At 71.3% G+C, this 25,893-nt stretch carries 23 protein-coding genes and 1 pseudogene; 11 read left to right on the top strand and 13 right to left on the bottom strand.

Annotated features, from left to right (window positions below):
- Positions 1–91: 91 nt before the first annotated feature.
- From G9H72_RS00115 to G9H72_RS00100, 4 genes are all read left to right on the top strand, one after another.
- Positions 92–859 (top strand): ABC transporter ATP-binding protein, encoded by a 768-nt coding sequence (locus G9H72_RS00115; RefSeq protein ID WP_166165992.1) that lies wholly within the window; start codon positions 92–94, stop codon positions 857–859.
- Positions 860–869: 10 nt separating this feature from the next.
- Complete coding sequence (locus G9H72_RS00110) at positions 870–1,631, top strand: ABC transporter permease (RefSeq protein ID WP_166165991.1); 762 nt, start codon at positions 870–872, stop codon at positions 1,629–1,631.
- 34 nt (positions 1,632–1,665) lie between these two features.
- Entirely contained in the window at positions 1,666–2,481 is an 816-nt protein-coding gene (locus G9H72_RS00105; protein ID WP_166165990.1) for a MerR family transcriptional regulator, read from the top strand.
- A 73-nt stretch (positions 2,482–2,554) separates the two neighbouring features.
- Positions 2,555–2,941 carry an MmcQ/YjbR family DNA-binding protein gene (locus G9H72_RS00100; RefSeq protein WP_166165989.1) on the top strand — a complete coding sequence of 129 codons (387 nt, stop codon included), beginning with the start codon at positions 2,555–2,557 and terminating at the stop codon, positions 2,939–2,941.
- A gap of 8 nt (positions 2,942–2,949) precedes the next feature.
- On the opposite strand, the gene G9H72_RS00095 is transcribed toward G9H72_RS00100, so the two are convergent.
- From G9H72_RS00095 to idi, 5 genes are all read right to left on the bottom strand, one after another.
- Complete coding sequence (locus G9H72_RS00095) at positions 2,950–3,234, bottom strand: DUF6510 family protein (RefSeq protein ID WP_166165988.1); 285 nt, start codon at positions 3,232–3,234, stop codon at positions 2,950–2,952.
- Positions 3,231–3,989 carry a ferredoxin reductase gene (locus tag G9H72_RS00090; protein ID WP_166165987.1) on the bottom strand — a complete coding sequence of 253 codons (759 nt, stop codon included), beginning with the start codon at positions 3,987–3,989 and terminating at the stop codon, positions 3,231–3,233. Before G9H72_RS00090 ends, G9H72_RS00095 begins: the two co-directional genes overlap by 4 nt.
- Positions 3,959–4,597: a molybdopterin-dependent oxidoreductase gene (locus G9H72_RS00085; protein WP_166165986.1), complete on the bottom strand. Its 639-nt coding sequence runs from the start codon at positions 4,595–4,597 to the stop codon at positions 3,959–3,961. The genes G9H72_RS00090 and G9H72_RS00085 overlap by 31 nt, the downstream gene beginning before the upstream one ends.
- A gap of 37 nt (positions 4,598–4,634) precedes the next feature.
- The gene (locus tag G9H72_RS22695; RefSeq protein WP_331271848.1) at positions 4,635–5,570 is read right to left on the bottom strand and encodes an AIM24 family protein; all 936 of its coding nucleotides are present in this window, start codon (positions 5,568–5,570) and stop codon (positions 4,635–4,637) included.
- A 160-nt stretch (positions 5,571–5,730) separates the two neighbouring features.
- On the bottom strand, positions 5,731–6,297 hold the full coding sequence (gene idi, locus G9H72_RS00075) for an isopentenyl-diphosphate Delta-isomerase (RefSeq protein ID WP_166165985.1): 567 nt from the start codon (positions 6,295–6,297) through the stop codon (positions 5,731–5,733).
- A 298-nt stretch (positions 6,298–6,595) separates the two neighbouring features.
- Here idi and G9H72_RS00070 point away from each other — a divergent pair, with 298 nt between their 5' ends.
- Both G9H72_RS00070 and G9H72_RS00065 read left to right on the top strand, forming a co-directional pair.
- The gene (locus tag G9H72_RS00070) at positions 6,596–7,072 is read left to right on the top strand and encodes a hypothetical protein (protein WP_166165984.1); all 477 of its coding nucleotides are present in this window, start codon (positions 6,596–6,598) and stop codon (positions 7,070–7,072) included.
- A gap of 202 nt (positions 7,073–7,274) precedes the next feature.
- Entirely contained in the window at positions 7,275–8,774 is a 1,500-nt protein-coding gene (locus tag G9H72_RS00065; protein ID WP_166165982.1) for an MFS transporter, read from the top strand.
- Positions 8,775–8,778: 4 nt separating this feature from the next.
- Here the strand turns inward: G9H72_RS00065 and G9H72_RS00060 are convergent, their stop codons facing one another.
- The 3 genes from G9H72_RS00060 to G9H72_RS00050 are packed head-to-tail and all read right to left on the bottom strand — an operon-like array spanning position 8,779 to position 11,653.
- On the bottom strand, positions 8,779–10,188 hold the full coding sequence (locus tag G9H72_RS00060) for an NAD(P)(+) transhydrogenase (Re/Si-specific) subunit beta (protein WP_166165980.1): 1,410 nt from the start codon (positions 10,186–10,188) through the stop codon (positions 8,779–8,781).
- The gene (locus G9H72_RS00055) at positions 10,185–10,499 is read right to left on the bottom strand and encodes an NAD(P) transhydrogenase subunit alpha (RefSeq protein WP_166165978.1); all 315 of its coding nucleotides are present in this window, start codon (positions 10,497–10,499) and stop codon (positions 10,185–10,187) included. The genes G9H72_RS00060 and G9H72_RS00055 overlap by 4 nt, the downstream gene beginning before the upstream one ends.
- Positions 10,496–11,653, bottom strand: coding sequence for a Re/Si-specific NAD(P)(+) transhydrogenase subunit alpha (locus G9H72_RS00050; protein WP_331271847.1), 1,158 nt, complete (start codon positions 11,651–11,653; stop codon positions 10,496–10,498). Before G9H72_RS00050 ends, G9H72_RS00055 begins: the two co-directional genes overlap by 4 nt.
- Positions 11,654–11,770: 117 nt before the next feature.
- Between G9H72_RS00050 and G9H72_RS21025 the strand changes: the two are divergent.
- A pseudogene (locus G9H72_RS21025) lies at positions 11,771–12,583 on the top strand (heme-dependent oxidative N-demethylase family protein); the annotation flags it as partial.
- Between the two features lie 23 nt (positions 12,584–12,606).
- Here the strand turns inward: G9H72_RS21025 and G9H72_RS00045 are convergent.
- Positions 12,607–13,896, bottom strand: coding sequence for an MFS transporter (locus G9H72_RS00045; RefSeq protein ID WP_407939508.1), 1,290 nt, complete (start codon positions 13,894–13,896; stop codon positions 12,607–12,609).
- Between the two features lie 136 nt (positions 13,897–14,032).
- On the opposite strand from G9H72_RS00045, the gene G9H72_RS00040 reads away from it, so the two are divergent.
- Both G9H72_RS00040 and G9H72_RS00035 read left to right on the top strand, forming a co-directional pair.
- Positions 14,033–15,262 (top strand): uroporphyrinogen-III synthase, encoded by a 1,230-nt coding sequence (locus G9H72_RS00040; RefSeq protein ID WP_166165972.1) that lies wholly within the window; start codon positions 14,033–14,035, stop codon positions 15,260–15,262.
- A gap of 1,005 nt (positions 15,263–16,267) precedes the next feature.
- Positions 16,268–16,777 (top strand): hypothetical protein, encoded by a 510-nt coding sequence (locus G9H72_RS00035; RefSeq protein ID WP_166165970.1) that lies wholly within the window; start codon positions 16,268–16,270, stop codon positions 16,775–16,777.
- A gap of 174 nt (positions 16,778–16,951) precedes the next feature.
- Here G9H72_RS00035 and G9H72_RS00030 read toward each other — a convergent pair whose 3' ends face one another.
- From G9H72_RS00030 to G9H72_RS00020, 3 genes are all read right to left on the bottom strand, one after another.
- On the bottom strand, positions 16,952–17,512 hold the full coding sequence (locus G9H72_RS00030; RefSeq protein ID WP_166165968.1) for a hypothetical protein: 561 nt from the start codon (positions 17,510–17,512) through the stop codon (positions 16,952–16,954).
- A gap of 409 nt (positions 17,513–17,921) precedes the next feature.
- Positions 17,922–19,973: an ATP-binding protein gene (locus G9H72_RS00025; protein WP_166165966.1), complete on the bottom strand. Its 2,052-nt coding sequence runs from the start codon at positions 19,971–19,973 to the stop codon at positions 17,922–17,924.
- Positions 19,974–19,996: 23 nt separating this feature from the next.
- Positions 19,997–21,394, bottom strand: a complete 1,398-nt coding sequence (locus tag G9H72_RS00020; protein WP_166165964.1) for an SIR2 family protein — start codon at positions 21,392–21,394, stop codon at positions 19,997–19,999.
- A gap of 1,138 nt (positions 21,395–22,532) precedes the next feature.
- Between G9H72_RS00020 and G9H72_RS00015 the strand changes: the two genes are divergently transcribed.
- Positions 22,533–23,192, top strand: a complete 660-nt coding sequence (locus tag G9H72_RS00015) for a nuclease-related domain-containing protein (protein WP_166165962.1) — start codon at positions 22,533–22,535, stop codon at positions 23,190–23,192.
- An 89-nt stretch (positions 23,193–23,281) separates the two neighbouring features.
- A complete protein-coding gene (locus G9H72_RS00010) occupies positions 23,282–24,187 on the top strand; it encodes a tyrosine-type recombinase/integrase (protein ID WP_166165960.1) in 906 nt (301 codons plus the stop codon).
- Between the two features lie 336 nt (positions 24,188–24,523).
- Here G9H72_RS00010 and G9H72_RS00005 read toward each other — a convergent pair whose 3' ends face one another.
- Complete coding sequence (locus G9H72_RS00005) at positions 24,524–25,666, bottom strand: hypothetical protein (protein WP_166165958.1); 1,143 nt, start codon at positions 25,664–25,666, stop codon at positions 24,524–24,526.
- Positions 25,667–25,893 lie beyond the last annotated feature (227 nt).

The following is a 25,893-nucleotide window of genomic DNA, read 5'->3' as shown; positions in this document are numbered from 1 at the left end:
GACGTCACGCTGTCGGCGAAGCGCTGACCTGCGGACGGGTGTCCGGTGCGGGCTTGACCTTGACGCAGCGTCAGGGCTGGACGCTGACGCCATGACGTCGACACCGACGATAGAGACGGCCGGGCTCACCAAGTCCTACGGCGGCCAGCTGGTCCTGGCCGGCGTCGACCTCAGCGTCCAGCAGGGGTCGGTCTGCGCGCTGCTCGGCTCCAACGGCGCGGGCAAGACCACCGTCGTGCGGATCCTGTCCACACTCCTGCGCGCCGACGGCGGGACCGCGCGGGTCAACGGCCACGACGTCGCCCGGCAGCCGCACCGGGTGCGCGAGTCGATCAGCCTCACGGGGCAGTTCGCCGCGGTCGACGAGGTCCTCACCGGGCGGGAGAACCTCGTGCTCGTCGCCCAGCTGCGCCATCTGCGCGGCGCGAGCGGGGTCGCGGACGGGCTGCTCGCCCGGTTCGGGCTGGCCGGCGCGGCCGACCGCAGGGTCGGCACGTACTCCGGCGGGATGCGCCGCCGGCTCGACATCGCGATGAGCCTGATCGGCGACCCGCCGGTGCTCTTCCTGGACGAGCCCACGACAGGGCTCGACCCGCAGTCGCGGATCGAGGTGTGGGACACCGTCCGGGAGCTGGCCGGCAGCGGCACCACGGTCCTGCTCACGACGCAGTACCTCGACGAGGCCGAGCAGCTCGCCGACCGGATCGCGATCCTGCACGAGGGGAGAATCCTCGTGGAGGGGACGTTCGGGCAGCTGCAGAAGCTGCTGCCGCCGGCCGAGGTGGAGTTCGTCGAGAAGCAGCCGACCCTCGAAGAGATCTTCCTCGCGGTGGTCGGCGCCGCCGGGGCCCGAAGGTAGGGGGGCGACGATGACCGCCTACCTCGCCCGCGACACCTTCGTCCTGCTCAGGCGGTCGCTGCGGCACATCCTGCGCAGCCCCGACACCATCATCACCACGGCCGTCACCCCGATCACCATGCTGTTGCTCTTCGTGTACGTCTTCGGTGGCGCGATCGAGGTCGGCGGGGGCGAGTACGTCGACTACCTGCTGCCGGGGATCCTGCTCATCACCGTGGCCTCCGGCATCGCCTACACGGCGTTCCGGCTGTTCCAGGACGTGTCGGGCGGCCTGTTCGAGCGGTTCCGGTCGATGCCGATCTCCCGCTCCGCCGTGCTCTGGAGCCACGTGCTCACCTCGCTCGTGGCCAACATGGTCTCGCTCGCCCTGGTCGTGGCCGTCGCGCTCGTCATGGGGTTCCGCACGGGCGCAGGAGTGCTCGGCTGGCTGGCGGTGCTCGCCATCCTGGTGCTGTTCACCCTCGCGCTGACCTGGCTGGCCGTCATCCCGGGGCTGACCGCGACGTCGTTGGACGGCGTGAGCGGCTTCTCCTACCCGCTGATCTTCCTGCCGTTCGTGAGCTCCGCGTTCGTGCCCACGGCCGGGATGCCGGGCCCGGTGCGCTGGTTCGCGGAGAACCAGCCGGTGACCCCGATCGTCAACACGCTGCGCAGGCTCTACGCCGAGCAGCCCGTGGGCGGTGACGGCTGGCTCGCCGTGGCCTGGTGCCTGGCCCTGCTGCTTGCGGCGTACGCGCTCGCGATGAGCACCTACCGGCGCAGAATTGCGTGACCGGCCGTCGGCACGGGAGATCGGGCGATCACGGATGCTGACCATCAGCCAGTTGGCGTCGTACGCCGGGGTCACGGTCCGCGCGGTCCGGCACTACCACGCGAAGGGCCTGCTGCCCGAGCCCGCGCGCGACGCCTCGGGGTACCGCCGCTACGACGCCGCGGCGGTCGTGCAGCTCATCCGGATCCGGACGCTCGCCGACGCGGGCGTGCCGCTCCGCCGGGTCTCGGAGCTGCTGTGCGCGGACGGGACGGAGTTCGCCGAAGCGGTGGCCGACATCGACCGACGGCTGCGGGCCGAGATCCGCGAGCGCCAGCGGCACCGGGAGCTCATCGGCCAGCTGGCGGCGGGCGACAGCCTGGCCCTGCCCGCCGAGGTCGTCGCCTACCTCGACCGTATGCATGAGCTGGGATTCCGGAAACAGTTGATCGACATCGAGCGGGACAGCTGGATCCTCATCGCCGCGCAGGTCCCCGAGGAGGTCCCCGGGCTCATGGCGATCAAACGGGTGCAGATCGAGGACGAGACGCTGCGCGAGCTCTACGTGGACTTCAGCGACCTCGTCGACTGCGGCCCGGACGACCCGAGGCTGCCGGGGCTGGCGGACCGCGTGGCCGCGTTCGTCGAGGCGGCCGCCGCCCGGACGGAGGGGATGGAGGAGGAGCAGCCGGTCGGGGACGACCTGGTGGCGCTCCTCGACGCCGCCTTCCTCGACTCCTTCGCGTGCGCGCCCCGGCTGCTCGAGCTGCTGGAGGAACGCGGATGGACCGGGTGGACCAACATGCAGCGCGTGGCCCCGGGCCCGGCCGGCCCGTCGCTCGGGGCCTCGTCCCGGGGCCAGGAGTGCTGACCGCCCGAACGTGCCAGGGCGACCCGGCCCGCCGTCGACCCGTGCCCGCCCGACCAGCCGCTAGCGTGGGCCCATGGCCTCTGTCGCGGACGTGGCCGAGCTCGCGGCGGCCCTGCCCGAGGTCACCGAGGGCACGCGGTACGGGCACCGGACGTGGCTGGTCCGGAAGAAGGCGTTCGCCTGGGAGCGGCCGTTCACCAAGGCCGACCTCAAGCGCTTCGGCGACACCCCTGCGCCCGGCGGCCCGATCCTCGCCCTGGCCACGGCCGACCTGGGGGAGAAGGAGGCCGTCCTCGCCTCCGGGGACGGCGCGTTCTTCACCATCCCGCACTTCGACGGGTACCCGGCGGTGCTGGTCCAGCTCGACCGCGTAACAGCGGACGTGCTCCGCGCCGCGGTCGAGGACGCGTGGGCCGCGTGCGCGCCGGCGGCCCTGCTGGAGCGGTACGCGAGCGGCTGAGCGGCTCCTCAGCCGGCGGTGGGGAACCGCAGCATCGCGAACCCCTTCATGCTGAGGAAGGTGTCCTGCTCGCCGCGCACCAGCGTGAACAGCACCTCCTCGCAGCCGGGGCACCGGCCGACGAGCCCGGGGGCCTGGCTGTAGAGGCGGACGCCGCCGACCGGGCCCGCGTCACCGCAGCCGGCGCAGGTGCCGACGGCGGACGTCAGGTCGACGGAGAAGACGTCGCGCAGCGGCCCGGCGGCGGCGTTGCCGTCGAGGAACGTGGGCTCGGAGCTGGGCAGGTCGCTCATGACGTGCTCCCGGTCGGCCCGAACCGCTCGGTCCGGATGGCGGAGGCGCTGTGGCCGGCGGCCACGAGCAGGTCTGCGGTGGCCTCGACGAAGCCGGTCGGGCCGCACACGAAGCAGTCGGGGGCCCGCTCGGCCGGCCAGGTCGCCTCGGCGAGCAGGGCCGCGTCGACCCGGCCGGCGGGGCGCGGCCAGCCCTCGGGCACCGCGCGCGTGTAGGCGTAGCTCACCTCGAGCCCCGAGCCGGGGGCGGCGAGCCCGGCCAGCTCCGCGGCGAAGACGACCGCGTCGGGCCGCCGCACCGAGTAGAGCAGCCGGGTGGGTGCGCCGCCGCCGGCCGCAGCCCGCGCCCGCGCCATCGACATCAGCGGGGCGATGCCCGAGCCGCCGGCGACCAGCTGCAGCGGCCGGGTGCTCTGCGGCTGCCACACGAACCAGCCGCCGAGCGGGCCGCGCACCTCCACCAGGTCACCGGCGGCGATCTCGCGCACGAGGTAGGGCGAGACCTCCCCGCCGCGCACCTCGTCGACGGTGATTTCCAGCTCGCCCTCGGCCGGAGCCGAGGAGATGGAGTACGACCGCACGGCCGTGTAGCCGTCGGCAGCGGTGAGCCGGACGTCCACGTGCTGGCCCGGGACGTGCCCGGCCCAGCCGTCGACGCGCAGCGTGAGGGTGCGGGCGGTGGGCGTCTCCTGGCGTACGGCCGACAGCTGGGCCGGCCGCCAGGTCAGTCGCCGGCGTAGCGCTGTTCCTGCCACGGGTCTCCGTACATGTGGTAGCCGGCCGTCTCCCAGAAGCCCGGCTCGTCCTGCGGCGTCAGGACGATCCCCTGCACCCACTTCGCGCTCTTCCACAGGTAGAGGTGGGGGACGAGCAGGCGCGCCGGCCCGCCGTGCTCGGGGGCGAGCGGGTCGCCGTCGTACTCGTACGCGACCCAGGCCTGGCCGTCGAGCAGGTCCTCCAGCGGCAGGTTCGTGGTGTAGCCGCCGTACGCCCGGACGTACGCGTACTCGGAGGCGGTCTCGACGTCCTCGAAGAGGGTGTCGAGCGAGACGCCGCGCCACCGCGTGCCCAGCTTGGACCAGCGGGTGACGCAGTGCAGGTCGACCGTCACGCTCTCGGACGGCAGCTGCTGCAGCGCCTTCCAGTCCCAGCTGTGCCGCTCGCCGGCCTCCGTGACGATGGTGAACTGCCACGTGTCGAGCGGGACCCGGGGCGTGGGGCCCGCGGACAGCACCGGGAAGTCGTGGGTGCGGTACTGCCCCGGCGGCAGGTCCGGCTCCTCCGAGCGGGGCCGCCCGGAGAACCCGCGCGAGAACTGCGCCACGTCTCCTCCTCGGTACGCCTGGGTGGCCTGCGCGGCCATGATCGCGCAGAGCGGCCCGGGAACGGAAGCCCGGGGCTCAGCGGTCGCCCGCGCCCGCGTTCTTGGCCAGCGCCTTGGACAGCCCGTCCATGGTCACCGACTGCAGGATGACCTGCCCGTTGCCCTCGAGGGTCGCGAGCGACATGCCCTCGCCGCCGAACATCGCGTTCATCATCCCCTGCTTGTTGAGCGCGCCGAGCCGCTCGACGCCGTAGCGGATGTTGGAGTCCCAGGCGACGATGCAGCCGGTGTCGACCCGCAGCTTGCCGCCGTAGTCGGCGGGGTTGATGTCGATGAAGTCCCCGGCCCCGGCGATGAGCAACGTGCCGACGCCGCTGAACTTCTCGAGGATGAACCCCTCGCCGCCGGAGATGCCCTGCCGGAGCCCGGAGAAGGCGATGTCGAAGTCGACCCCGGCCTCGGCGGCGACGAAGGCGTCCTTCTCGGCGAACCAGGTCGTCCGCCCGTCGAGCTCGATCGCCCGCATCTCACCCGGGATGACCCCGGCCAGCCCGAGCAGGCCGTCGCCGCCCCGGGTGTGGAAGTGGGTGAAGGCGAAGGACTCGCCCGCCAGCATCCGCTTGCCGGCCTGGGCCGCGGTGCGCAGCATGCCGCCCAGGCCACCGGCGGCTCCTCCCGCCGCACCGCCCGTCCCGCCACCGGGTGCGCCACCGCCGCCGCGCCCCCCGAGCATGCCCCCGAGCCCCCCGCCGCCGCCTCCGCCGAGCAGGCCACCGAGGCCCCCGCCCATGCCCCCGCCCATGCCACCGCCCTGCGGCTGCTGCTGGCCCGGCATCGGCTGGGGCGCCGGCTGGCCTGCGGGCGCGCTGGGCGCGGAGAGCTTGGTCTCCATGACGACGTCCGAGGAGCCGAAGAGGAACTTTCCGGCCTCGCTGTAGACCACCTGCCCCGGCCGCAGGTTGACGACGGCGATCTTCGTCGTCGTGCCGACCAGAGTCACGTCGAGCGTCACGGTGTGTCCCCTTCCGACCGCGCTGCGGCGGCTCCCGCGCAGCCGCATCGCGTGCGGCTCCTGCTGCGCAGTGTGGCAGGGCGGGTGCCCCGCAACGGCTGCGTCACGTACGCGCGGCTCGACGTGCGGTGGGGGGCAGGGGTTCCCGGCGTGGGAGCGATCAGGGGCAGACCGTGACGAAAGGCGGCAGCAGGTCGGGGAGCACGGGTGTGAGCTCGGCGATCTGCAGCACGGCCCACGGGCTGATCAGCCATGGCGTCGCCGCGGCGACCCGCACCAGGTCGTCCCAGGCGGCCCACTGCCACTCGGCGACCTCGTCCGGGTCCGGGGTGGGGTCGCGGTCCACGCGGGCCAGGTAGACCGGGCACACCTCGTTCTCCACGATCCCGGACGCGTCGACGGCCCGGTAGGCGAACGCGGGCAGCGCCATCGCGATCGCGGTGGCGGTCAGGCCGAGCTCCTGCTCGAGGCGGCGCGCGACCGCCTCCTGCGAGTCCTCGCCGGGCGAGGGGTGGCCGCAGACGCTGCCGGTCCACACGCCGGGCCACGTCTTCTTGCCCAGCGCCCGGCGGGTGAAGAGAACCCGGCCGTCGGGGCCGAAGGCGTAGCAGGAGAAGGCCAGGTGGAGCGGCGTCTCCCGGGTGTGGACCTCGCTCTTGAGGGCCTCGCCGGCCGGGCGCCCCGACTGGTCGAGGAGGACGACGCGCTCGAGAGCGGGGGAGGACATGCACGGCTCCGTAGGACGGGGCGGGCTCTCCTGCCCGCCGCGGCCAGCCATCGTCGCTCACCGAGGCCGGGAGCGGAAGCCGGGCACCCGAACGGGGCCGGGGCGCCGCCGGCGGTGCGGCGGTCCGCGGTGGCCCGTCCCGGGCTGGCGGCCTCTGCCGCCCGGATCGCACATCGCCCGATCGATCTTCGTGGTTGCTCGCCGGGAGGGCGGGGAATCGGCCGGTCGGGCAACGGGGTGCGCCTCCCGCGGCACCTGAGCTCCGCTGCCGAGGACTGCTACGACCAGGGGGAACGCGATGTCCGCTCAGGCGCCAATCGAGGGCGGCGACGACCTGCGCGCCGTGCTCGGCACCGACACCGCGGTCGCGCTCGGCGACGACTCCGCGAGCGCCGCCGCCGGGCTGGGCGTCACGGTGCGCACGCGCTCGGACGACCCCGACCGCGCCGAGCAGGTGCTGCGCCGGCTGCTCGAGGCCGGGGAGATCAGCGGGGACGTGACGGTGCAGCGGGAGAGCGACGGGCTGCGGGTGTCGGTCGGGACCGCGGGGGCGACCGGGCAGGTCGGGAGCTCCGACGCGTTCCGCCGGGCGGTGCCGGACGCCGAGGGACAGGGCTTCGTGATGTACGTCGACCTGGCGAAGGCGCTGGCCGTGGCGAAGGAGCGGGGCGAGAACGCCGAGGAGATCGAGCGGTGGAGCGCCCTGGAGGGGCTGGGCGTCTCCGCCACCGACGGGGCCGACTCGAGCGCGCGGATCCGGCTCACGGTGAGATGAGCTCGGCGCAGGGGCGGGGCCCGTGCGGTCGAGTGCGGGCCGCTGTGTCCGAGGTCATCGGGCCGCCCCGTGGTGACCGGCCGCGGGGTGGTCCTAACGTACGTCTGACTCCTGTCGTCGCACCGCAGTGTCGCGGCGCCGGCCGGGAGGGCAACGGCACGACGCCAGCCCGGCCGCCCGCGGCCGAAGCGGAGGAGACGCAATGACGGCACCTCAAGGCCCCGCCGGCGAGCACGTCGCGGCGGGCGCTGCCCCGGACCCCACTCGTTGGAAAGCGCTGGGGGTCATCGCGGTAGCCCAGCTCATGGTGGTGCTCGACGCATCGATCGTGAACATCGCGATCCCGTCGGCCCGCGACGACCTCGGCATCAGCAACGCGAACGTCCAGTGGATCGTGACGGCCTACACCCTGGCCTTCGGCGGCCTGCTGCTGCTCGGCGGCCGCATCGCCGACTTCACCGGCCGCAAGAAGACGTTCGTCATCGGCCTGCTCGGCTTCGCCTTCGCCTCCGGGCTCGGCGGGATCGCCCCGAACCAGGAACTGCTCTTCGCGGCTCGAGCGCTGCAGGGCGCGTTCGGCGCGCTGCTGGCACCAGCCGCCCTGTCCATCATCACCGTGACGTTCACGGAGCCGAAGGAGCGGGCGAAGGCGTTCGGGGTGTTCGGCGCCATCTCCGGTGGCGGCGCGGCGATCGGCCTCATCCTCGGCGGGGTGCTCACCGAGTACTTCTCCTGGCGCTGGTGCCTCGGCGTCAACGTGCCGATCGCCGTCCTCGCCGCGCTGGCCGCGATCCCGTACGTCCATGAGAGCCGTGCCCCCGGCGACCGCAGCTACGACATCCCGGGGACCGTGCTCGCGACCCTCGGCCTGGTGACCCTCGTCTACGGGTTCACCGAGGCCGCCAAGGAGGACGTCGGCTGGACGGCGGGCTCCACCATCACGTTCCTCACGGTCGCCGTCCTGCTGCTGGTGGCGTTCGTGGCCTACGAGGCCCGGGCGAAGAACCCGCTGCTGCCGCTGCGCGTCGTGCTCGACCGCAACCGCGGCGGGGCGTACCTCGTCTTCCTGTTCGTGGGGGCGGGGCTGTTCGCCATGTTCCTGTTCCTCACGTTCTACCTGCAGCAGACGCTCGGCTACAGCCCCCTGAAGTCCGGCTTCGCGTTCCTGCCCTTCAGCCTCGGCATCATCGCCACCGCCGGCATCGCGGCCCAGCTGCTGCCCCGGATCGGCCCGCGCCCGCTGCTGCTCGTCGGCCTCGTCCTGGCCATCGCCGGCATGCTCTGGCTCACCCAGGTCACCCGCGACACCTCGTACTGGACCCACGTCCTGCCGTCGGAGATCGTGATGAGCGTCGGCATGGCGCTGGTGTTCATCCCGGCGTCCAGCGTCGCGCTCGTCGGCGTGGGCGGGCACGACGCCGGCATCGCGTCGGCGGTCCTCAACACGGCCCAGCAGATCGGCGGCTCGCTCGGCACCGCGCTGCTCAACACGCTCTACGCGTCGGCCATCACGTCGTACATCGCCGACAACCTCAGGGACCCGCAGCAGGCCGCCGCCGTCCAGGGCGAGGCCCTCATCCGCGGCTACCACGTGGCGTTCTTCTGGGGCAGCATGCTGCTCCTGTGCGGCCTGGTCGCGGCCGCGCTGCTCATCAACGCCCGCCGGGAGGATGTCCCCGCCGAGGGGGCGGTCGCGGTCTGACCGCTCAGCCCACCAGCGTCTTCACCGACGCGACGAGCGCGGCGAGCCCGCTCTTCGCGTCGGTGAAGAACATCCCGGTACGCGGGTCGGTGTAGAGCTCGTTCTCGATGTCGGCGTAGCCGTGGCCCATTGACCGCTTGAGGACGATGACGCTGCGCGCCTGGTCGACGTCGAGGATCGGCATCCCGGAGATCGCGGTGCCCGGCCGGCGCGCGGCGGGGTTCGTCACGTCGTTCGCCCCGACCACGAGGGCGACGTCGGCGCGGGAGAACTCGGGGTTGACCTCGTCCATCTCCTTGAGCTGGGGATAGGGGACGTCGGCCTCTGCCAGCAGCACGTTCATGTGCCCGGGCATCCGCCCCGCGACGGGATGGATGGCGTACGCGACGTCGACGCCGCGAGCCTCCAGCAGGTCCGCGAGCTCGCCCACCTCGTGCTGGGCCTGCGCGGCCGCAAGCCCGTACCCCGGCACGATGAGCACCTTCTCGGCGTACGCCAGCTGCATCGCCACGTCGTCGGCGGTCACCTCGCGCACCGGCAGGCCGCTCGAGCTCGCCGGCACCGCCGCGCCGCCACCGCCCCCGAACCCGCCCAGCACGATGTTGCGGATGGGCCGGTTCATCGCTCGCGCCATGAGCAGGGTCAGGATCGCCCCCGACGCGCCGACGAGCGCGCCGGCGATGATCAGCACCGGGTTCTCCAGGACGAAGCCCGCCATCGCCACGACCGTGCCCGTGCAGGCGTTGAGCAGCGAGATGACGACGGGCATGTCGGCCCCGCCGATCGGCAGCACCAGGGTGACGCCGAGGACGAGGCCGACGGCGAGCAGCACCAGCAGCAGCGGAACCGACCCGTCGGCCACGACGACCACCCCGGCGGCCACCGCGACGGCGATCAGCAGCGCGTTCACCAGCCGGGCGCCGGGGAAGACGACGGGGCGGCCGGTCACGACGCCCTGCAGCTTGCCGGTGGCGACGAGGGACCCGGCGAACGTCAGCCCGCCGATCCCGACGTCGAGCGTCGCCGCGACACCGGTCCGCGTCGGCACTCCCGCCCCGTCGGACAGCCGGAGGAAGTCGTCCAGCGCGACGAGCGCCGCCGCGCCACCCCCGACCGCGTTGAACAGGCTCACCAGCTGCGGCATGGCGGTCATCTGCACCCGCCGTGCCGTCACGAGCCCGGCCGCGCCACCGACCAGGAGGGCAGACACCAGAACGACGGTTCCGGTACGTGTGATCGTGCCCTCGTGGACGACCACGGCAAGGGTGGCGAGCACGGCGGCGGCCATGCCGGCGGCCGAGAGCAGGTTCCCCCGGCGGGCCGTCGTCGGCGAGCCCATGAGGTGGAGCCCGACGACGAAGCACACCGCCGCCGCCAGATGGACGAGGCGCACACCGGCGTCGAAGTCGCTCACGGCCGTGACCCCTTCTGCGTGACGGGCTCACGACGCCGGCGGAACATCCCCAGCATCCGGTCGGTGACGACGTAGCCGCCGGTCACGTTCATCGCGGCGAACGCGACCGCCACGAAGGCGAGCACGTAGGAGAGCAGGTCGTCGGCGGTGGACGCGATGAGCAGCGCCCCCACGAGCACCACGCCGTGGATCGCGTTCGTCCCGGACATCAGCGGCGTGTGCAGGGTCGAGGGCACCTTGCCGATGACCTCGAAGCCCACGAGCACGGCCAGCACGAACACCGTCAGGTCGGAGAGCAGTTGCTCGCTCATCGGGGTGCTCCTTCGGGCTGGGCCAGCCGGGCGGCGGTGGCCGGATGGACCACGGTGCCGTCGTGTGTGACGACGACTCCCGCCTGCACCTCGTCCGTGAGGTCGATCGCGAGCGTCCCGTCGCGGGTGAGGTGGAGCAGCAGTGCCGTGATGTTGCGCGAGTAGGCGGCGGACGCGGACCCCGCCATGCGGGAGGCCAGGTCGTCCGCGCCGATGACCGTCACGCCGTTTGCGGTGACCACCGTGCGCCCCGCGACCGAGCCCTCGACGTTGCCGCCGTGCTCGCTCGCCGCCATGTCCACGACGACCGAGCCGGCCTTCATGCGCTCGACCGCCGCGCCGCGCACCAGCAGCGGCGGGCGGCGCCCGGGCACCTGCGCCGTGGTGATGACGATGTCGTGGCGGGCGATGTGGCCGTCGAGCTCGGCCTGTTGGGCGGCGAGCTCGCGGTCGTCGAGCATCCGGGCGTACCCGCCCTCGCCGCTGCCCGCGCGCACCGACTGCAGCTCCAGGAACTCGGCCCCGAGCGAGGCGACCTCCTGCCGCGTCTCGGGCCGGATGTCGTAGCCGCGCACCACGGCGCCCAGCCGGCGCGCCGTCGCCATGGCCTGCAGCCCCGCCACACCGGCGCCCAGCACGAGGACCTCGGCCGGCTTTGCCGTGCCCGCCGCCGTGATGAGCAGCGGCAGGTAGCGCCCGTACGCGTGCGCCGCCTCGATCACCGCGCGGTAGCCGGCGACGCTCGCCTGTGACGTGAGAGCGTCCATGGCCTGAGCACGGCTGAGGGTCCGGGGCAGCCCGTCGAGGCTGACCGCGGTGATGCCGCGGTCGGCGAGCTCGCGCACCAGCCCCGGGCTGGTCAGCGGCTGGAGCATGCCGATCAGCGTCTGGCCCGCGCGTAGCTGCGCGACGAGGGCGGGGGCCGGCGGTGCCACCGTGAGCACGACGTCGGCGGCCGCGTACCCATCGGCTGCAGTCCCGATCGTGGCTCCTGCTTCGCTGAACGCCGAGTCCGGTATCCAGGCGCCTGCCCCCGCGCCGGGCGGGACGACCACCGTGTGCCCTGCCGCCGAGAGCCGTCGCACGCTCTCCGGCACCAGGGCGACCCGTCGTTCGCCCGGTGGCTCCTCGCCGACCGCGAGCGTGAGCACCACGTACCTCCCGTTGCTCGGGATCGGGGACGCCGTCGTCCCCTGACAGCGGTATAGGCCCGTCGGCCCCCTCCCGTCCAGGGCCGGAGGCCTCCTACTCGGCTCGATTACGGTTGCCCCGTGCCCGCGCCGCGCTACCTGCCCTTCGAGCCGGGCCCGCACCGCCACCGGGTCGGGACGCGCACGCTCGACGTCGCGGGCTGGATCGAGCTCGGGGACGACGCCGACGCCCAGCTGGCGCAGAAGCGCAGCGTCCTCGCCGACCATCCCGACGAGGCGGTGGCGGTGCTCGACGGGCCGCCCGGCCCGGGGGCCGGGACGGTGCGCGCGGCCGGGGACGAGCTGCTCGCCGTCCTCGAGGCCCACCTCGTCGGCCGCTTCCCCGACCGGTACGCCCGCGACGGCGGCACCCTGCGCGACCCGCGCAGCGGGCAGGCGTACGTGGACGACGCGCGGGGGCTGCACCCGGTCGACGCCGCCGCCCGCCTGGTCCCGGAGGACCTCTGCCTGCACCTGCCCGGCGCGGATGGGGCGCTGCGGCTGGTGGCCGCGAGCGTGGCGTTCCCGTCCCGGTGGCGGCTCGCGGACAAGCTCGGGCTGCCGGTCGGCGAGATCCACACGCCCGTCCCGGGGTACGCGGCGGCGATCGGCGCGCCGGTCGACCTCGTCATGAGCAGGCTGACGCCCGAGCGCGGGCTGTGGCGGCTGAACGGCAGCGTCCTCGACGACCCGGCGCTCTTCCAGCCCGAGCCGGCGGCGCGGCCCGGGCGCGCCGAGGTGCCGGGCGGGGTGTTCCTGCGCGCCGAGCGGCAGACGCTGCGCCGGCTGCCGCGTACCGGGGCCGTGGTCTTCACCATCCGCACCTACGTGGACCCGCTGGGCGCGATCGGGGACGACCCCGCGGCATGTGCGCAGGTGGCGGCGTGGCTGCGCGGCATGCCGGCCGGGCTGCGCGACTACAAGAGCCTGCGCGAGCTGGGGCCGGCGGTGCTGGCGTGGCTGGACTCGCGGGCCGGGCCTCCGACGTGGAGGCCGGCGACGAGCTGGACGACGAGCGCGACGACGATGACCGCGAACGGCCCGGCCCAGCCGCCCGCGCCGTGCAGCCAGCCGATCAGCAGCGGCCCGGGCGTGGCGAGCAGGTAGCCCGTGCTCTGCGCGAAGGCCGACAGCGACGCCGTCTCGGCCGGCGTGGACGACCGCAGCCCGATGAAGGTGAGGGCCAGCGGGAACGACCCCGAGCCCAGCCCGATGAGCAGCGCCCACAGCCAGGCCCCGCCGAGCGGGGCGGCGACCAGGCCGGCGTACCCCAGCAGGTAGCCCAGGACCAGGGCGGCCACGAGCACACGCTGGGACGGCCGGCGCGCCGCAAGTTGGGGGACGACCATCGAGACCGGCACCGACAGCGCCGCCGTGAAGGCGAGCAGGTAGCCCGCCGTCGACGCCGAGGCCCCCGCGTCGCGGAAGAACTGGGCCAGCCACCCCATGGTGACGTACGCCAGGAGGGCCTGGGAGCCGAAGTACGCCGCCAGCGCGCGCCCTGCGACGGTCCGGGCCGGGTGCAGCGGTTGCGTGGCCGGGCTCGTCGCGCCGGCCGGGACGCCAGCGGCGGCGCGCCGCCGCAGCACGACCACGACCCACGCGACCGCGGCGGCGAGGGCCGGCAGCGCCCACACCCCGAGGGCGACCCGCCACCCGTCGGCGGCGTCCCCGTCGCCGGCCAGCTCGGCAAGCGGCACGGTCAGCGCCGCCGCGGCCGTCGCGCCGACCGCGAGCGCTGTGGTGTAGACCGCGGTCAGCAGGCCGACCCGGCCCGGGAAGTGCAGCTTGACGATCATCGGCAGCAGCACGTTGCCGACCCCGCCGCCGACGAGGGCGAGCAGGGTGCACGCCAGCACGGCCAGCGGGACCGTCGCGGCAGCCCGCAGGACGACGCCGGCGGCCATCAGCGCCAGGGCGACCGCCACCGCGCCGTGCGGACCCAGCCGTCGGGCTGCCGCCGGGGCGAGGAAGCCGACCCCGGCGAAGCAGAGCACCGGGATGCTCGTGAGCAGGCCGGCCACCGCCCCGGACATGCCGACGCCGGTGCGCAGCTCCTCGAGCACCGGGCCGACACTGGTCACGGCCGTGCGCAGGTTGAGGGCCGTGAGCGCCACCGCGACGACGAGCAGGGCACCGGCGCGTACGGCCGGGTGTGCCGGGGCGGTGGGAGCGGCGGGCGCGCGGCGGGGCGAAGCGGTCGGCACCCGCGAATTCTCCCAGCCCGTCCGCGTCGTCGAGGGCGCGCGCTCACAGCAGCCGGCCGTAGGCTGCCCACGACACGTAGCCGCGCGGAAACACCAGGGACCCGAAGGCGCAACGCCCCACCGCGACCCTTCCGCCATGCCAGGAGAGAGCGTCCTGCAGGTCGACACGCCCCCCGAGCCGGAGCCCGCCGCGCCGCCGGCCGAGCCCGCCGTGCCCCCGCTCGCCGGGTGGACGGTCGCCGTGACGGCCGCGCGCCGGGCCGACGAGCTGCTCGCCCTGCTCGAGCGCCGGGGGGCCCGGGTGGTGCACGGGCCCTCGATCCGGATCATCCCGCTGCCCGACGACGCCGAGCTGCTCGCGGCCACCAGGGCCTGCCTGGCCGCCCCGGTCGATCTGGCCGTGGCGACGACCGGGATCGGGTTCCGCGGCTGGATCGAGGCGGCCGAGGGGTGGGGGCTCGGCGATGCGCTGCGCGAGCAGCTGTCGACGGCGCACGTCCTCGCCCGCGGGCCGAAGGCGCGCGGGGCGGTGCGGGCCGCCGGACTCGTCGACGCCTGGTCCCCGGCCTCGGAGTCCTCGTCGGAGGTGCTGGAGCACCTGCTGGCGATGGACCTCGAGGGCAAGCGCGTCGTCGTCCAGCTGCACGGCGAGCCGCTGCCCGACTTCGTCGACGCGCTCGAGGGCGCCGGGGCCGACGTCGTGCAGGTGCCGGTCTACCGCTGGGTCAGCCCGGAGGACACCGCGCCCATGGAGCGGCTGCTCGACCAGTTGCTCGCCCGGCAGGTCGACGCCGTGACGTTCACGAGCGCGCCGGCCGCGGTGAGCCTGCTCAGGCTCGCCGAGACCCGTGGTGACGAGGACAAGCTGCTCGACGTGCTGCGCAAGGACGTCCTCGTGGCCTGTGTCGGCCCGGTCACGGCCGGCCCGCTCGAACGTCGCGACGTCCCCACGGCGCAGCCGACGCGGGCAAGGCTCGGCGCGCTGGCGCGTACCGTCGTCGACTGCCTGCCGGCCCGCAGCGCGCGGCTCGACGTCGCCGGCCACGAGCTGGACGTACGCGGCCACGCCGTCGTCGTGGACGGCCGCGTCGTGCCGCTCCCGCCCGTCCCGATGGCGCTGCTGCGGGCGCTGGCCCGCTACCCGGGGCGCGTGCTCTCCCGGGCCGACCTGCTCCGGGCGATCGCGCGCAGCACCGGCGGGTCTGCCGTCGGGATCGACGAGCACGCGGTCGAGTCGGCCGTCACGCGCCTGCGCTCGGCCCTCGGCGACTCCCGCTGCATCCAGACCGTCGTCAAGCGCGGCTACCGGCTGGCGTATGACCCGCCGCACCTGCGGGACGCGTGCGAGGACGAAGAGGACCGATGACGCCGCAAGCGCGCGCGTCGACCGCGAGGCCGTGCGGGGGAGTCGTGCGCACGGGTCGCTGGGGCGGGAGCGGCGTCGTAGCTCGGGGTGCCCCTGCCTGGCTCGTCCCGGCTCGAGGGCCACGCGGCCGACGAGGTGCAGCCCGAGGCGTGCGCCCAGCAGTGTCTCGAAGGTCTCGGGAGTCTCGGCCGGGATGGACGACTCCACGGCTTGTCCACAGCGGCGGGCCTCGACAAGCGCGGCCGAGCGCCCGCTGAGACGTCGCAGTGCCCGACCGCACGCCGGATGCGCGGCCGACACGGCCGACAGCCGGACACGACCGGGCCCATGGGCTGAGGGAGTTGCGCCCTGCGCCTGGAACGAGCCGTCCGCACGAAAGCCTGGCGGACGGTCGTGGTGCCGGACGAGGACGGCGGCACCGTGATGGTGCTGGGCATGTCCTACGAGTGGATGGACGTCCGCCGAGGACCGGCCGGCGGTGAGCGTGGTGCTTCAGACGGAGTCGGTCGGCGGGCAGACCCGTCTGACAGGCGATCGGTGGCGGGGCGCCTGGGGACGCACGGGCATGCCGACGAGCGGCCACGGGATCACCCACATCATGCCGAGGACAGGGCGCCTACTCACCGACGCACTCGTTCCTGGCCAGGAGACAGCGGACAGCCAGCGAGAGCAACGCGAAGAAGTCGCGCCGAATTGACGGCCGCGGGGATGGCCAGGTAACACTGCGTGCACAGGCGAGTGCACCGCGATGCAGAGGGGAAGCTGCCCCGCATTTGAGTTGCAGGTCACTCCTCCTGGTGTTAGCGCCGCCGTTTGCCCCTCGATCGTTCGGGCATCTTCCGTCGGCACGCGTCCCACGGGGCGCGACAGCCCGTCGTCGATGTCGAGCCCCCGGCGTCCGACGAGGCCCGGCGTCATCCCAAGCGAGAGCCCCTAGGACGGCTGTTGCCGGTCTAGGACGAAGGGCGCCTGCGCTCGCAGGCGCGCACCCACGAAGGAGTTCAATTGGTCAGCACGACCGAGCACGGCGCGACACCCATGCAGGGCACGCGCCGCGCGCGTACCACCGGCCTCGCGGTTGCCGCCGCCGGCATCGCGGTGTTCAACATCTCGCCCTTCCTGGACTGGGTCACGGCCGACACCGCTACCGACGACGTCACCCGCACCGGCTACGAGACCGACTCGCTCGTGCCGTTCATCGCGTATCTCGGCCTAGGCCTGCTGGTGGCCCTCGTCTACGCCATGCAGCGCGCGCGCCGTGGGCAGCACCGAGGCCTGACGCTCGTCACCATGGCGGTCGGTATCGCGGCAACGCTGCAGTCGATCGCCTTCGCCCTGAACCCCATGGGCGGGCTTGAGCGCGGCGACGACCTGAGCTCCGAGATCGGCGTCTACGTCGCGATTCTCGGCGCGTTGGTCTGGGCCATTGGCGCTGGCCTGCTCGCGAAGGAGATCGAGGGCGACGACGACGACCGCACGGACAGCGCGATCCGCGACGCGGGGCGCAACCGCTAGCCCTTTCGCGACATCACGCGAGCGCCCCGGCTGAGACGTCTCCCGCCGGGGCTCTCGCGTGCCCGGCTCCGTGTGCCGCTGGTGACCCTCTCCCGGAACGGGCTGCATCACGTTGTGACCGGGCTCCCGTCAGCACGCGGAAATGCCGATGAGGGAGCAGCGCCACTCGGCCCGTCAGGGGGCGACTCCAAGGTCTTGTCTTGCATCAACGGCGTACCGGTCCAGGGCTCGCGACATCACGTCGATTTGCTGGTCGATGGTCTGCTTGGTCAAGTCAGGAGCGGTCAGCGCGGCACGCATTGCCCGGGCCCGCGTACTGAGATCGAAGGCCGCATCCGACACAGACTTATTTGCTGTCAGCACCAGCACGGCCTGAGAACGAAAGATCTCCTCGTCCTGCTTGTCCAATGCCTCGTCCGCACTCTTCATTGCCTGCTCTCGCCCTCGGGGGTTTGCGCGAGCCTCTAGGATGACTTGGGACTGCACCCCGATCTCGCTCAAGTATGAAGCCACGGCAGCATATAGGCTGGCGTATGCTTCCCTGCGCTGCTCGCGCCTTGTCTCGCTGTGTTGGTCATGCAGCGTGAGAGTGGTCGTGCCGACGCTCGCTATCACGCCAACAAGAACGCCACCAAGCCCCAGCAATGCCGGGATCAGCCAAGACTGGCGGCTGGTGCCCTCACTCTCTTCACCGCTGCTCTGCCTCGTTGCGCTGCGTTCGGAGTTGCGGCTCACGATCTCCTCCTGGGGAGGCTGGGTGGCCGAGGGAAGTCTTGCAGAAGCCCAGGAGTTGAAACCCTGCTGGCCCACAGCCGCTCTCGCAAAGTCCGCGAGCGCTCCCTGCCATGCCAACAACCATGGTTCGCTCGCCCAAGTTGCGGATACCTCGCGCCCCGTCCTGGGCCACCCGCTCGCCTGGCGGGCTGCGCGTGTCCGCTTCTGCCGATGATCGTGCAGCCCGATAGGGGGTATCCTGCGGTTCGCGACATAGAGCCGCAATTCGGCGCAGGCGTGAGCGAGAGTGCCGATAGGTGGGGTGCGCTGGCCGCTGGCCATAGGACTGTCAGTGCGGGCGTGACCAGGCGAATCGCGTTACCGATAATTGTACCTACGGGACGAACCTGGCGGAGCGCGAACCCTCGCATTAGGAAGGCTCACTATCGCCCGCTTGCCAATCAGCGACGACCCTGTCGATATGAAGGGCAAGGTCTGCCAGCTTGTCGGCATCACCCCACGTGCTGATGAAGTCGGGGTCGTCGCTCTTCGGCGGGTCTTGGACGTCGCGGACTCGAACCGCGACAGGGACACCCGTGCTGACGCCAGTCACGAGCGCGTGCTGCTGAGCGAGACTGGGCAACTGGTCAAGTAGTGCACGCGAACTGAGGGCGGTCGCATGCCGGAGCAGGCTCTGGTCCGCCTCATGGCTGAGGCGGTGGGCAATGACGGTGCCGCATTGAGCTACAACCGTCTCGCTGAGTTCGCTCGGACGCTGACTCGCGAGCAGCAACGACACGCCAAACTTGCGCCCCTCCTTGGCGATTCGCTCGAAGATCGACGCAGACCGACCTGAACCACCGTTGGGGTCCTGGCGCGACGGAATGAATCGGTGAGCCTCTTCCAGCACCAGGAGGAGCGGGTGCTCTGCGCGCGGCTGACTTCTGACTGCGAAATCAAGGAGAATGCGGCCGAGTAGCGCGGCGACGTTCTCCAACACATCATTGGCAACAAGGCTCAGATCGAAGATCGTAACTGAGGGGCCGGCACCCTGCGCAGCGACCTGAGATTGAAGGTGCTTGGCGGCCGGCCAGTCTGCCGACGTCGCATCACCGTGGGTGGGGTCAACCCCCATCAGTGCCTTCAGATACGAGCCCAACGGATCCTCGTGCTTCTCGATCCGCGTGATGAAGTCGTATCTGCCGTCGGCAAGCAGTCGACTCAGGCGCATCTGGAGAGTTGCCACATAGCTGCCGATGCGGCTATCGACTGCTTGCTCTAACTGCACTCGCGCCGGCAGGAAGATGTCACATAAAGCTTGGAGGGAGTAGAACACCGGGGCGTCGAAGTCCGCACTTGCGCTTCCGCTGCCAAGGCCAAGCTCTCCAAGCCCGGCCGTGATCTCCGTGTTCAGGAAGTTGGTCAGCTTGGCCAGCAGGTCTCGGTGCTCAGCGGTGAGAGTCTGGTACTTGACGTTGTCCCGAAGACCCAACTTCGCGATGACCTTCGGCACGACATCCGCCATGCGCTGCCACCTTGCCTTGATCGGCGAGTCTTTCGCGGCGTTCTTGGCGAGGACGTTCGAGAGCGACTGAAGCTGTCGAAGAGCGGGCGCCTCCGCATCCATCGTGTTCTTGCCGAGTGCGTCGAGAATACCGAGCGTCGATCGGACATTATCGAGCTGATCGGCGTCTGTCCCCCTGTTGGTTCCTGCCAGTCGCGCATCCGCGATGGCGCGCTGCAGGACCGGAGCTTGTACTCCTTCGCTCGCACGCAGAAGGTTGAGGTGCTCCTCGTTATTCATGAACCAGTGCGGCAGGAATAGGCCGGAGTCCGGGCCGGGCCGAGGGCCGAGCACCAACGGGCGCGTTCTCTTGCCACGGTTGGTCGAGGGGGCGAAGGACTGCGCGTACTCTCCGTTGATGTCGAGGACGACGATGTGCCCGTTTGGGATCTCGTGATCCAGCAGTCCGTCAATGACGGCGGTGACGGTGCACGACTTGCCCGATCCCGTGGAGCCAACGACGGCGCAGTGATGGCCCAAGAGCAGATTCGCGTCGAGGTGCACAGCCTGCTCCGTAACGACCGCTGACGTTCCGATACGGAGGGAGGGACCACCCTCCGGGAGGAAGATGTTCTTCACCTCGCCCGGCGTGGCTGCCAGCACGGGCGCGTGGAGCGGGGGGTACCCGGTTAGGCCCGACTTGAACCTGTCGCCTTCGAAGCGGCCGACCACGGTGGCTTCGAGTTCGTACGTCGCCGCGTCGTCCTGGCTGAGGAGGGAGCCCTGGCCCTTCTGGTCCTGACGTCCGCTGATGTAGACACCGGTTACTATGCACACTATTCGGTGCGCACCCGCGGGCACGGTGACGTAGGAGTTCACGACGCCCACGGTCTGAAGTCCGTCGGGTCCCACCTTTGTGAAACCCTTGGATCCAACATCCAGCGCGACGCGAATTGTCGTGCTGCGGACGTCGATCACACTCCCGATCCCGCCGGCTTCCATCACGAGATTTCACTTCCCGGGATTGCAGGAGCACTACCGCGCGCTGCCTGCTCTAGGGCCTCGATCAGCGCTGCGACAGCCGCCGGGGTCTCCCCCTGCGGTGCTGAACCCGGCATGAGGCGGGCGAACTCCGTGAACTTGCCGTGCTCGCCCGTAAGTACCGCTATACGCGAGTCGCTCGCCCTCGCGAGCGCCGCGATGGCGGTGTTCTTCGGCGTGATGTCGAGGTCCTCGAGTTGCCGATGTTCGGCCTCCGACGTGAGAGTCGCCATGTCGACGTCGTCGAGTACTGCGAAAGGGTCGGCGACGATGACGCTAAGCGCAGAGTTCGTTGCGAGGCTGCGAAGCAGTAGACGGTTGATGTGTGGATCCGCGAATCCGTAACCAGCGACGATCACGGCCGTGTCCTCCTGTTGGACGGCGTCGCTGAGCAGTCGAAGGAGGTCCGAGTACGGGTACGCAAGCGTGTCACCCTCCTTCGACGACGTCGGGTAGATCAGCACTAGCTCGTCGTCTTGTGCGGGAGCATTGCTCTGCTTGACCTCCACCGACTCGAGCCCAGTCAACCGATCGCGGTTGCTGCTCGACCGCCAGTTCAGGCTGCCGTGAACCTTGTGCAGGTAGAGCGCACCCTCCGCACGGGCGAGTACGGACTGCGTCGTCGTCTCGACCCGATGAAAGTCGAGGCCGTAGAACGCAGGGTTCAGGCGCCGGTCGACGGTGCCGCTGAAGCCGTCGATGTACGGATAGCCCAACTCATCCAGAGCGCTCTCGATGACCAGATCGTAGTTCGTCGTGAAGATCCGTGGGCGTCCAAGGTTCGCGCGTCGGCTGCGAAGGATTCGCGACAGGAAAGTCCGATGCGCAAAGAGCGGGTCGATGTTGTAAGGCGCCTCCCGTCCTCCGCTCTCCTTTGGCAAGCGACATGCTTCGGCTAGCGCCCGGTTTATCCGCTGCCTGAGGCCGTCAACTTCTTCTCTTTGGTAGGACTTCGAAGCGGAGCCCGACCCGAGCGTCACCGCATCTTGCCCGGCTTGGTCCGCCAGTGATGCAGCGAGTTGGAGACCATTTAGCAGCTTCTCCAAGTCGCCGCTGTCGGTCGGGTTGATCGTGCTCAGAAGTGCAGCATCCCCATCCGTCGGCTGCTCACCTGAGTCCTTGATGAGTTCCACAACCTGCTTGTTTGTCAGGTCGCGTGTTCTCGGCGAGCCCAGGTGAAACGACGCGCCAGATCCGAGGAGGACGACGAGGTTCTTTACCTGTAATAGCGAGCTCAGATGTTCGCGGACCATTTTCGGCTCGGAAGTGGTGATCACCTCCTTCACGGTTCCGCCAATGATGAAGAGGCCCTTGGGCGCCGCCTCCTGCAACTCCCCCTTAGTGCCGTCGGTAGTCATCAGGCCCCTTCCCCTCGTTGTCGTAGGGCCCCGACTCCGAGAAGTTGGACCTGCGATCTACTTGACGTCACGCGCTGCACCAGGCCTCCAACTGCCGACCTCGGTCTCGACCGAGGTTAGTTCAGGACCGTCGCACGTTGGCGCAGAATCACGGCTTCGATGCCTCGCCCGCAACTGGCGCCCTTGGGGCGCATCGAGCCGCTCCTACCCAGAGGCGCTTGACGAACCCGAGCCTCCCTGTCTACTGGCGCAAGCTGGCGCAGGTGGCGCACGGCTTGTCGTCGTTCGAGTCTCGGCCGCAGGTCTCGCATCGAGAGGTGGGACGCTCGGCCGGCATGGTGGGTGGCGGTGCGGTCGGCCAGCTCCCTCTGGGCAGAGAACGTCCGGGCGCTGTCGCCTCGACTACCGCCCGGACCCTCTTGGCTGGTTCACGAGCCCTCATGTAGAAGACATCACTGCCGCCCGCTGCCAGCGCGCTCCTGCCGGCCTGATGGCGCGTCTGACAGCTCACGCACCCACATGCCGCGCTGCGAGCACCCCGCGGGTATCGCCTACACCCGTGCGAGTCTGGTCCTCAACGGTTCGACGTGACGGAGTGACATGGCTGGGCTGAGCAACGCAGAGCTTGCTGTCCTGACGACAGAGTTCGAGAAGAGCCGGCGCCTCGTCGCGCTGCTCGTGGACGAACAACGTCGGACCAATCAGCTACTGACGACTCTGGTCACCGCTCTGGGCGCCAGCGACTCCATCCCAGAGCCCGGCGCCCCAACCAAGCTGAACTGGCGCGGTCGGCCGAAGAACTAGACTTGACCGTAGGAGAGGCTTCAGTTCTACCGGTCCTACGTGCCGCGCTTGGGCTCGCCTGGTGGCTTTGAGCACAGGGCCTTCTGCTCAGGTTCGGTGCTCTTGGGCCGACGACGTTGGCGTGCGTGTTCTGGCTCTCCGGCGTCCTGACACCTGCAGCGGCTGCCTCAGCCCGCTGGAGGCAGGAACGCGCGCTGCGTGGGACCCGGGCCTGCGGCGGGTGACCTGCCTCGCCTGCTACGCGGAGGCGAGGACCGTGGAGCCCCCGGCGCTCCCGGCTCACCCCGTGCCGGGGCCGGTACGGGACGATGCACCAGCCCAGGTTGCGTCGACCGTGAGCGCGGCGGGGACGTCGGCCCAGCGGGAGTACGAGCGTCGGTCGCAGCGCCGTGAGCAGCAGGTTCGTTCCCGTCACCCGCTGCTCGGCGGGCTGATCCTTGCCCTGGGCGAGGAGCCCGCGACCACCCGGGTGTGGGCGCAGGGAGCCCGCGGTGAGCGGGCCGTGGCCGCCAAGCTCGACGGCCTGGACGACGTGACGGTTCTGCACGACCGTGTGCGCCGCCACCCGGACGGCCGGCTGTCCCGCGCGAACATCGATCACATCGCCATCACACCGAGCGGCGTGTGGGTCATCGACGCCAAGACCCACCAGGGCGAGCTCGAGGTCCGCCGGTCCGGCGGGTTCCTCACCGCCCGCCAGGAGCGGCTCTACATCCGCGGACGTGACCAGACCAAGCTGCTGGACGGCCTCGCCGGCCAGGTCGCCGACGTCACCGCCGCCCTCCATGCCGTTGACGCGGCCGTGCCCGTGCGCGGCGCGCTGTGCTTCGTTGGGACCGAGCTGCCCTGGTTCGGCGAGAGCATCAACGGCGTCCCGCTCGTCGGGCGCCGCGGCCTGGCCAGGCTGCTCAAGCGCAACGGCGACCTCGGTCCCGACGACCGCCAACTGCTCGCGGAGTTCCTGGCCACCCGCTTCCCGCCCGCCACCGGCTAAGCCAGCTGGAGCACCGGAACGACGACGGCCCCATCTTCCAGGTGGCAGCCGAGGCGTGACGCTCGCGGCGCGCGGGCGGATGGTCGGGCATGACGACCTCGACCGAGCTCCTGCCCGTCGCCGCCGACCCGCTCCGCCTCGCGGTCGCGGCCTACCTCGCCCGCTACAAGGGCGAGTCCCGCACTCACTCCGCCTCGGACCTGCGCTCCTACCTGGTGTGGTGCCAGGCCCGCGGCCTCGACCCCCTGCAGGCCCGGCGCCCGCACATCGAGCTCTACGTCCGGTGGATGCAGGAGGCCCAGCACTACCGCCCCTCGACCGTCTCCCGACGCCTGTCCACGGTGACGATGTTCTACCGGACCTGCGTCATCGACGCCGTCCTCGAGCACTCCCCGGCGGACTATGTCCGCCGCCCGCATGTCCCGCCCGAGTCACCCACGCTCGGGCTCTCGCACCTGCAGCTCGAGGCCCTGGTCTCCGCCGCCCGTGGCAGCGCCAACCGGTACGACTTTGCCCTGGTCTGCCTGCTCGGGCTGCTAGGCCTGCGCGTGTTCGAAGCCTGCGGGCTGTCGCTGTCCGACATCGGCGAGGAGCACGGCCACCGGGTCCTGCGGGTCGTCGGCAAGGGCGACAAGACCGTCCTAGTACCGATGCCGCCGGCCGTCTCCCGCGCGGTCGACCGGGCCTGCGGCGACCGGCAGGCCGGGGCACTGCTGCTCAACCGCTATGGCCGACGGATGGACCGGCACGCCTCCACCCGCCGGCTCCGCCACCTCGCCGAGGCCGCCGGGGTACGGCTGCCCCGGATGCACCCGCACATGCTGCGCCACACGTACGTCACGACGATGCTCGATGCTGGGGTGGATCTACGCGACGTCCAGATCGCCGCCCGCCACGCCGACCCACGGACCACGATGCGGTATGACCGTGCCCGCAAGAACCTCGACCGGCACCCCAACTACATCCTCGCCGCCTACATGGCCTCCGGCACCTAACCCACCCGCTCGTGCCGAAGACAGGGCCGGTCCAGGACTGGGTGAAGATGCGGCTCCTGGTACGAGCATCCACTCGAAGGTGCGCCGCTGCCCGGTGCACGTCCCCCCGAGGGACTCGGTCGTCCGGGGCGGCGCGGTCCCGCAACAGGCACCCGAGCGGGATTCATCACGCGACAGGGCAAACGGGACGGCAGACGCCGCACAATCTCGGGCAAGTTCCCGGCCTGCGGCGTCGCCGCAGGCGGATCCGCCTATGGCGAGTTCACCGACGCCCTGTCAAGTAACAAGCCCATGCTGCGGACGGGTCAAGTTGCGGCTCGGCCCGAGGCCGCTTGATCAGTCTGGGATGAGGACCGCGAGCTCACGCCGGGCACGCGTCCGCATCGCGGCCCGCGCCTCGGTGCCAGCAGACCACTGCTCGGCGTCTCCGTATCGGACTTCGAGGCGTCCCCCGTCGAGCGCGGCGCTTTGCCCTTCGGAGAGCTTTGGAAGTTGGCCCAGGTGAGTGGGGCTGAGGACCTGCCACCAGTAGGCGTCCGGGATCAGTGTGTCGCGGTGATGCAGCGTCTGTGCCGGTGATCCGTCCTGCAGGGTCAAAGCCGACAGCAGCGACTGCGAGCCACCGAACGAGTGTCCCGACTCGTAGCAGCCGGTCACATCGGCCCCCGCCCAGAAAATGTGTGGTGCGAGCGCCCGCCAGTACTCGACCGAGTTGCCCAGCCGTTGCGCCCACCCTTCCCGCTTCAGAGCAGCGTCGGTCGCCATAACTTCGATCCCGAGTATGGAGCTCACTGTCACTACTCGGGCGTCCCCAGTGGCGTCCCCGGCGTAGAGCACGCACATCGCGCCGGCTCCGGACAGCGGCAGCAGGGCAGCCCGGGCGGCCTCAGCCGGCGGCACGTCCTGAACGAGAACGTCATCGACCAGCGTCAGGGTCACCGGCCCGCGCTCACCGACCCACCGAGCAGCGGCTGCGGTGAACGGCTCGAGTTGATCCGAGGTCCAAGGAACCGCGCGGAACGGCGGCTGCCCGGGCGGACGGGCGTCGGGCGCTTTGACCCAAGCCTTCATCGGGCCGTAGAGCTGAACCTGGGTTGCCAGTCCAACCCGCCCTGCGAAGGCGCGCAGCCAACGGCTTGCCTGTGGGACCGACACGCGCGCGGCTGCCGACCCCGCCGCCTCGAACTCCTGCAAAACGAGGGCGGGGATCGCACGCACGGCCCTGGTCGTCATGAGATGCGTGTCGACGGAGAACACGTAGCCGCCCGTTACCGGCACCGGGTCGAACACTGCCGACGGCCCAGCCCCGAGCCGGCCGCCCCGCTGCTCGTCATCGAGCGCCACAAGCCGCTCGGCAATACCTCGCCAAGCCCGCTCCGCCGATTCATCCCGCTCAGTAGCCACCAGCACCACGAACGGCTCACCCGATCGAAGCCGCGACAACGACCCAACCGTCGAGAACCCCTGCAGCCCCGCCACAACAACATCATCTCGCACGGGCGCGTCTCAGCTGGGCTGGGGCTCGCCAGCCGAACAGCAGAACCGGCCGCACCGCAAGCCGATCTCCCTATGGGCACTCGGCAGGAAGGTGCCTACGCGGGCTCCCGGCCGCCTCCCGCTCTGCATGAGCATGCATCCGCACCGATGCCAAGCGCCCGTCCGGAAATGCCGCTGAGCAGTCACCGCCCCATCGGCGACTTGTCGTC

The sequence above is a fragment of the Motilibacter aurantiacus genome (genome assembly GCF_011250645.1).
Taxonomy (GTDB): domain Bacteria; phylum Actinomycetota; class Actinomycetes; order Motilibacterales; family Motilibacteraceae; genus Motilibacter_A; species Motilibacter_A aurantiacus.
This window is presented reverse-complemented; position numbering and strand designations above follow the sequence as displayed.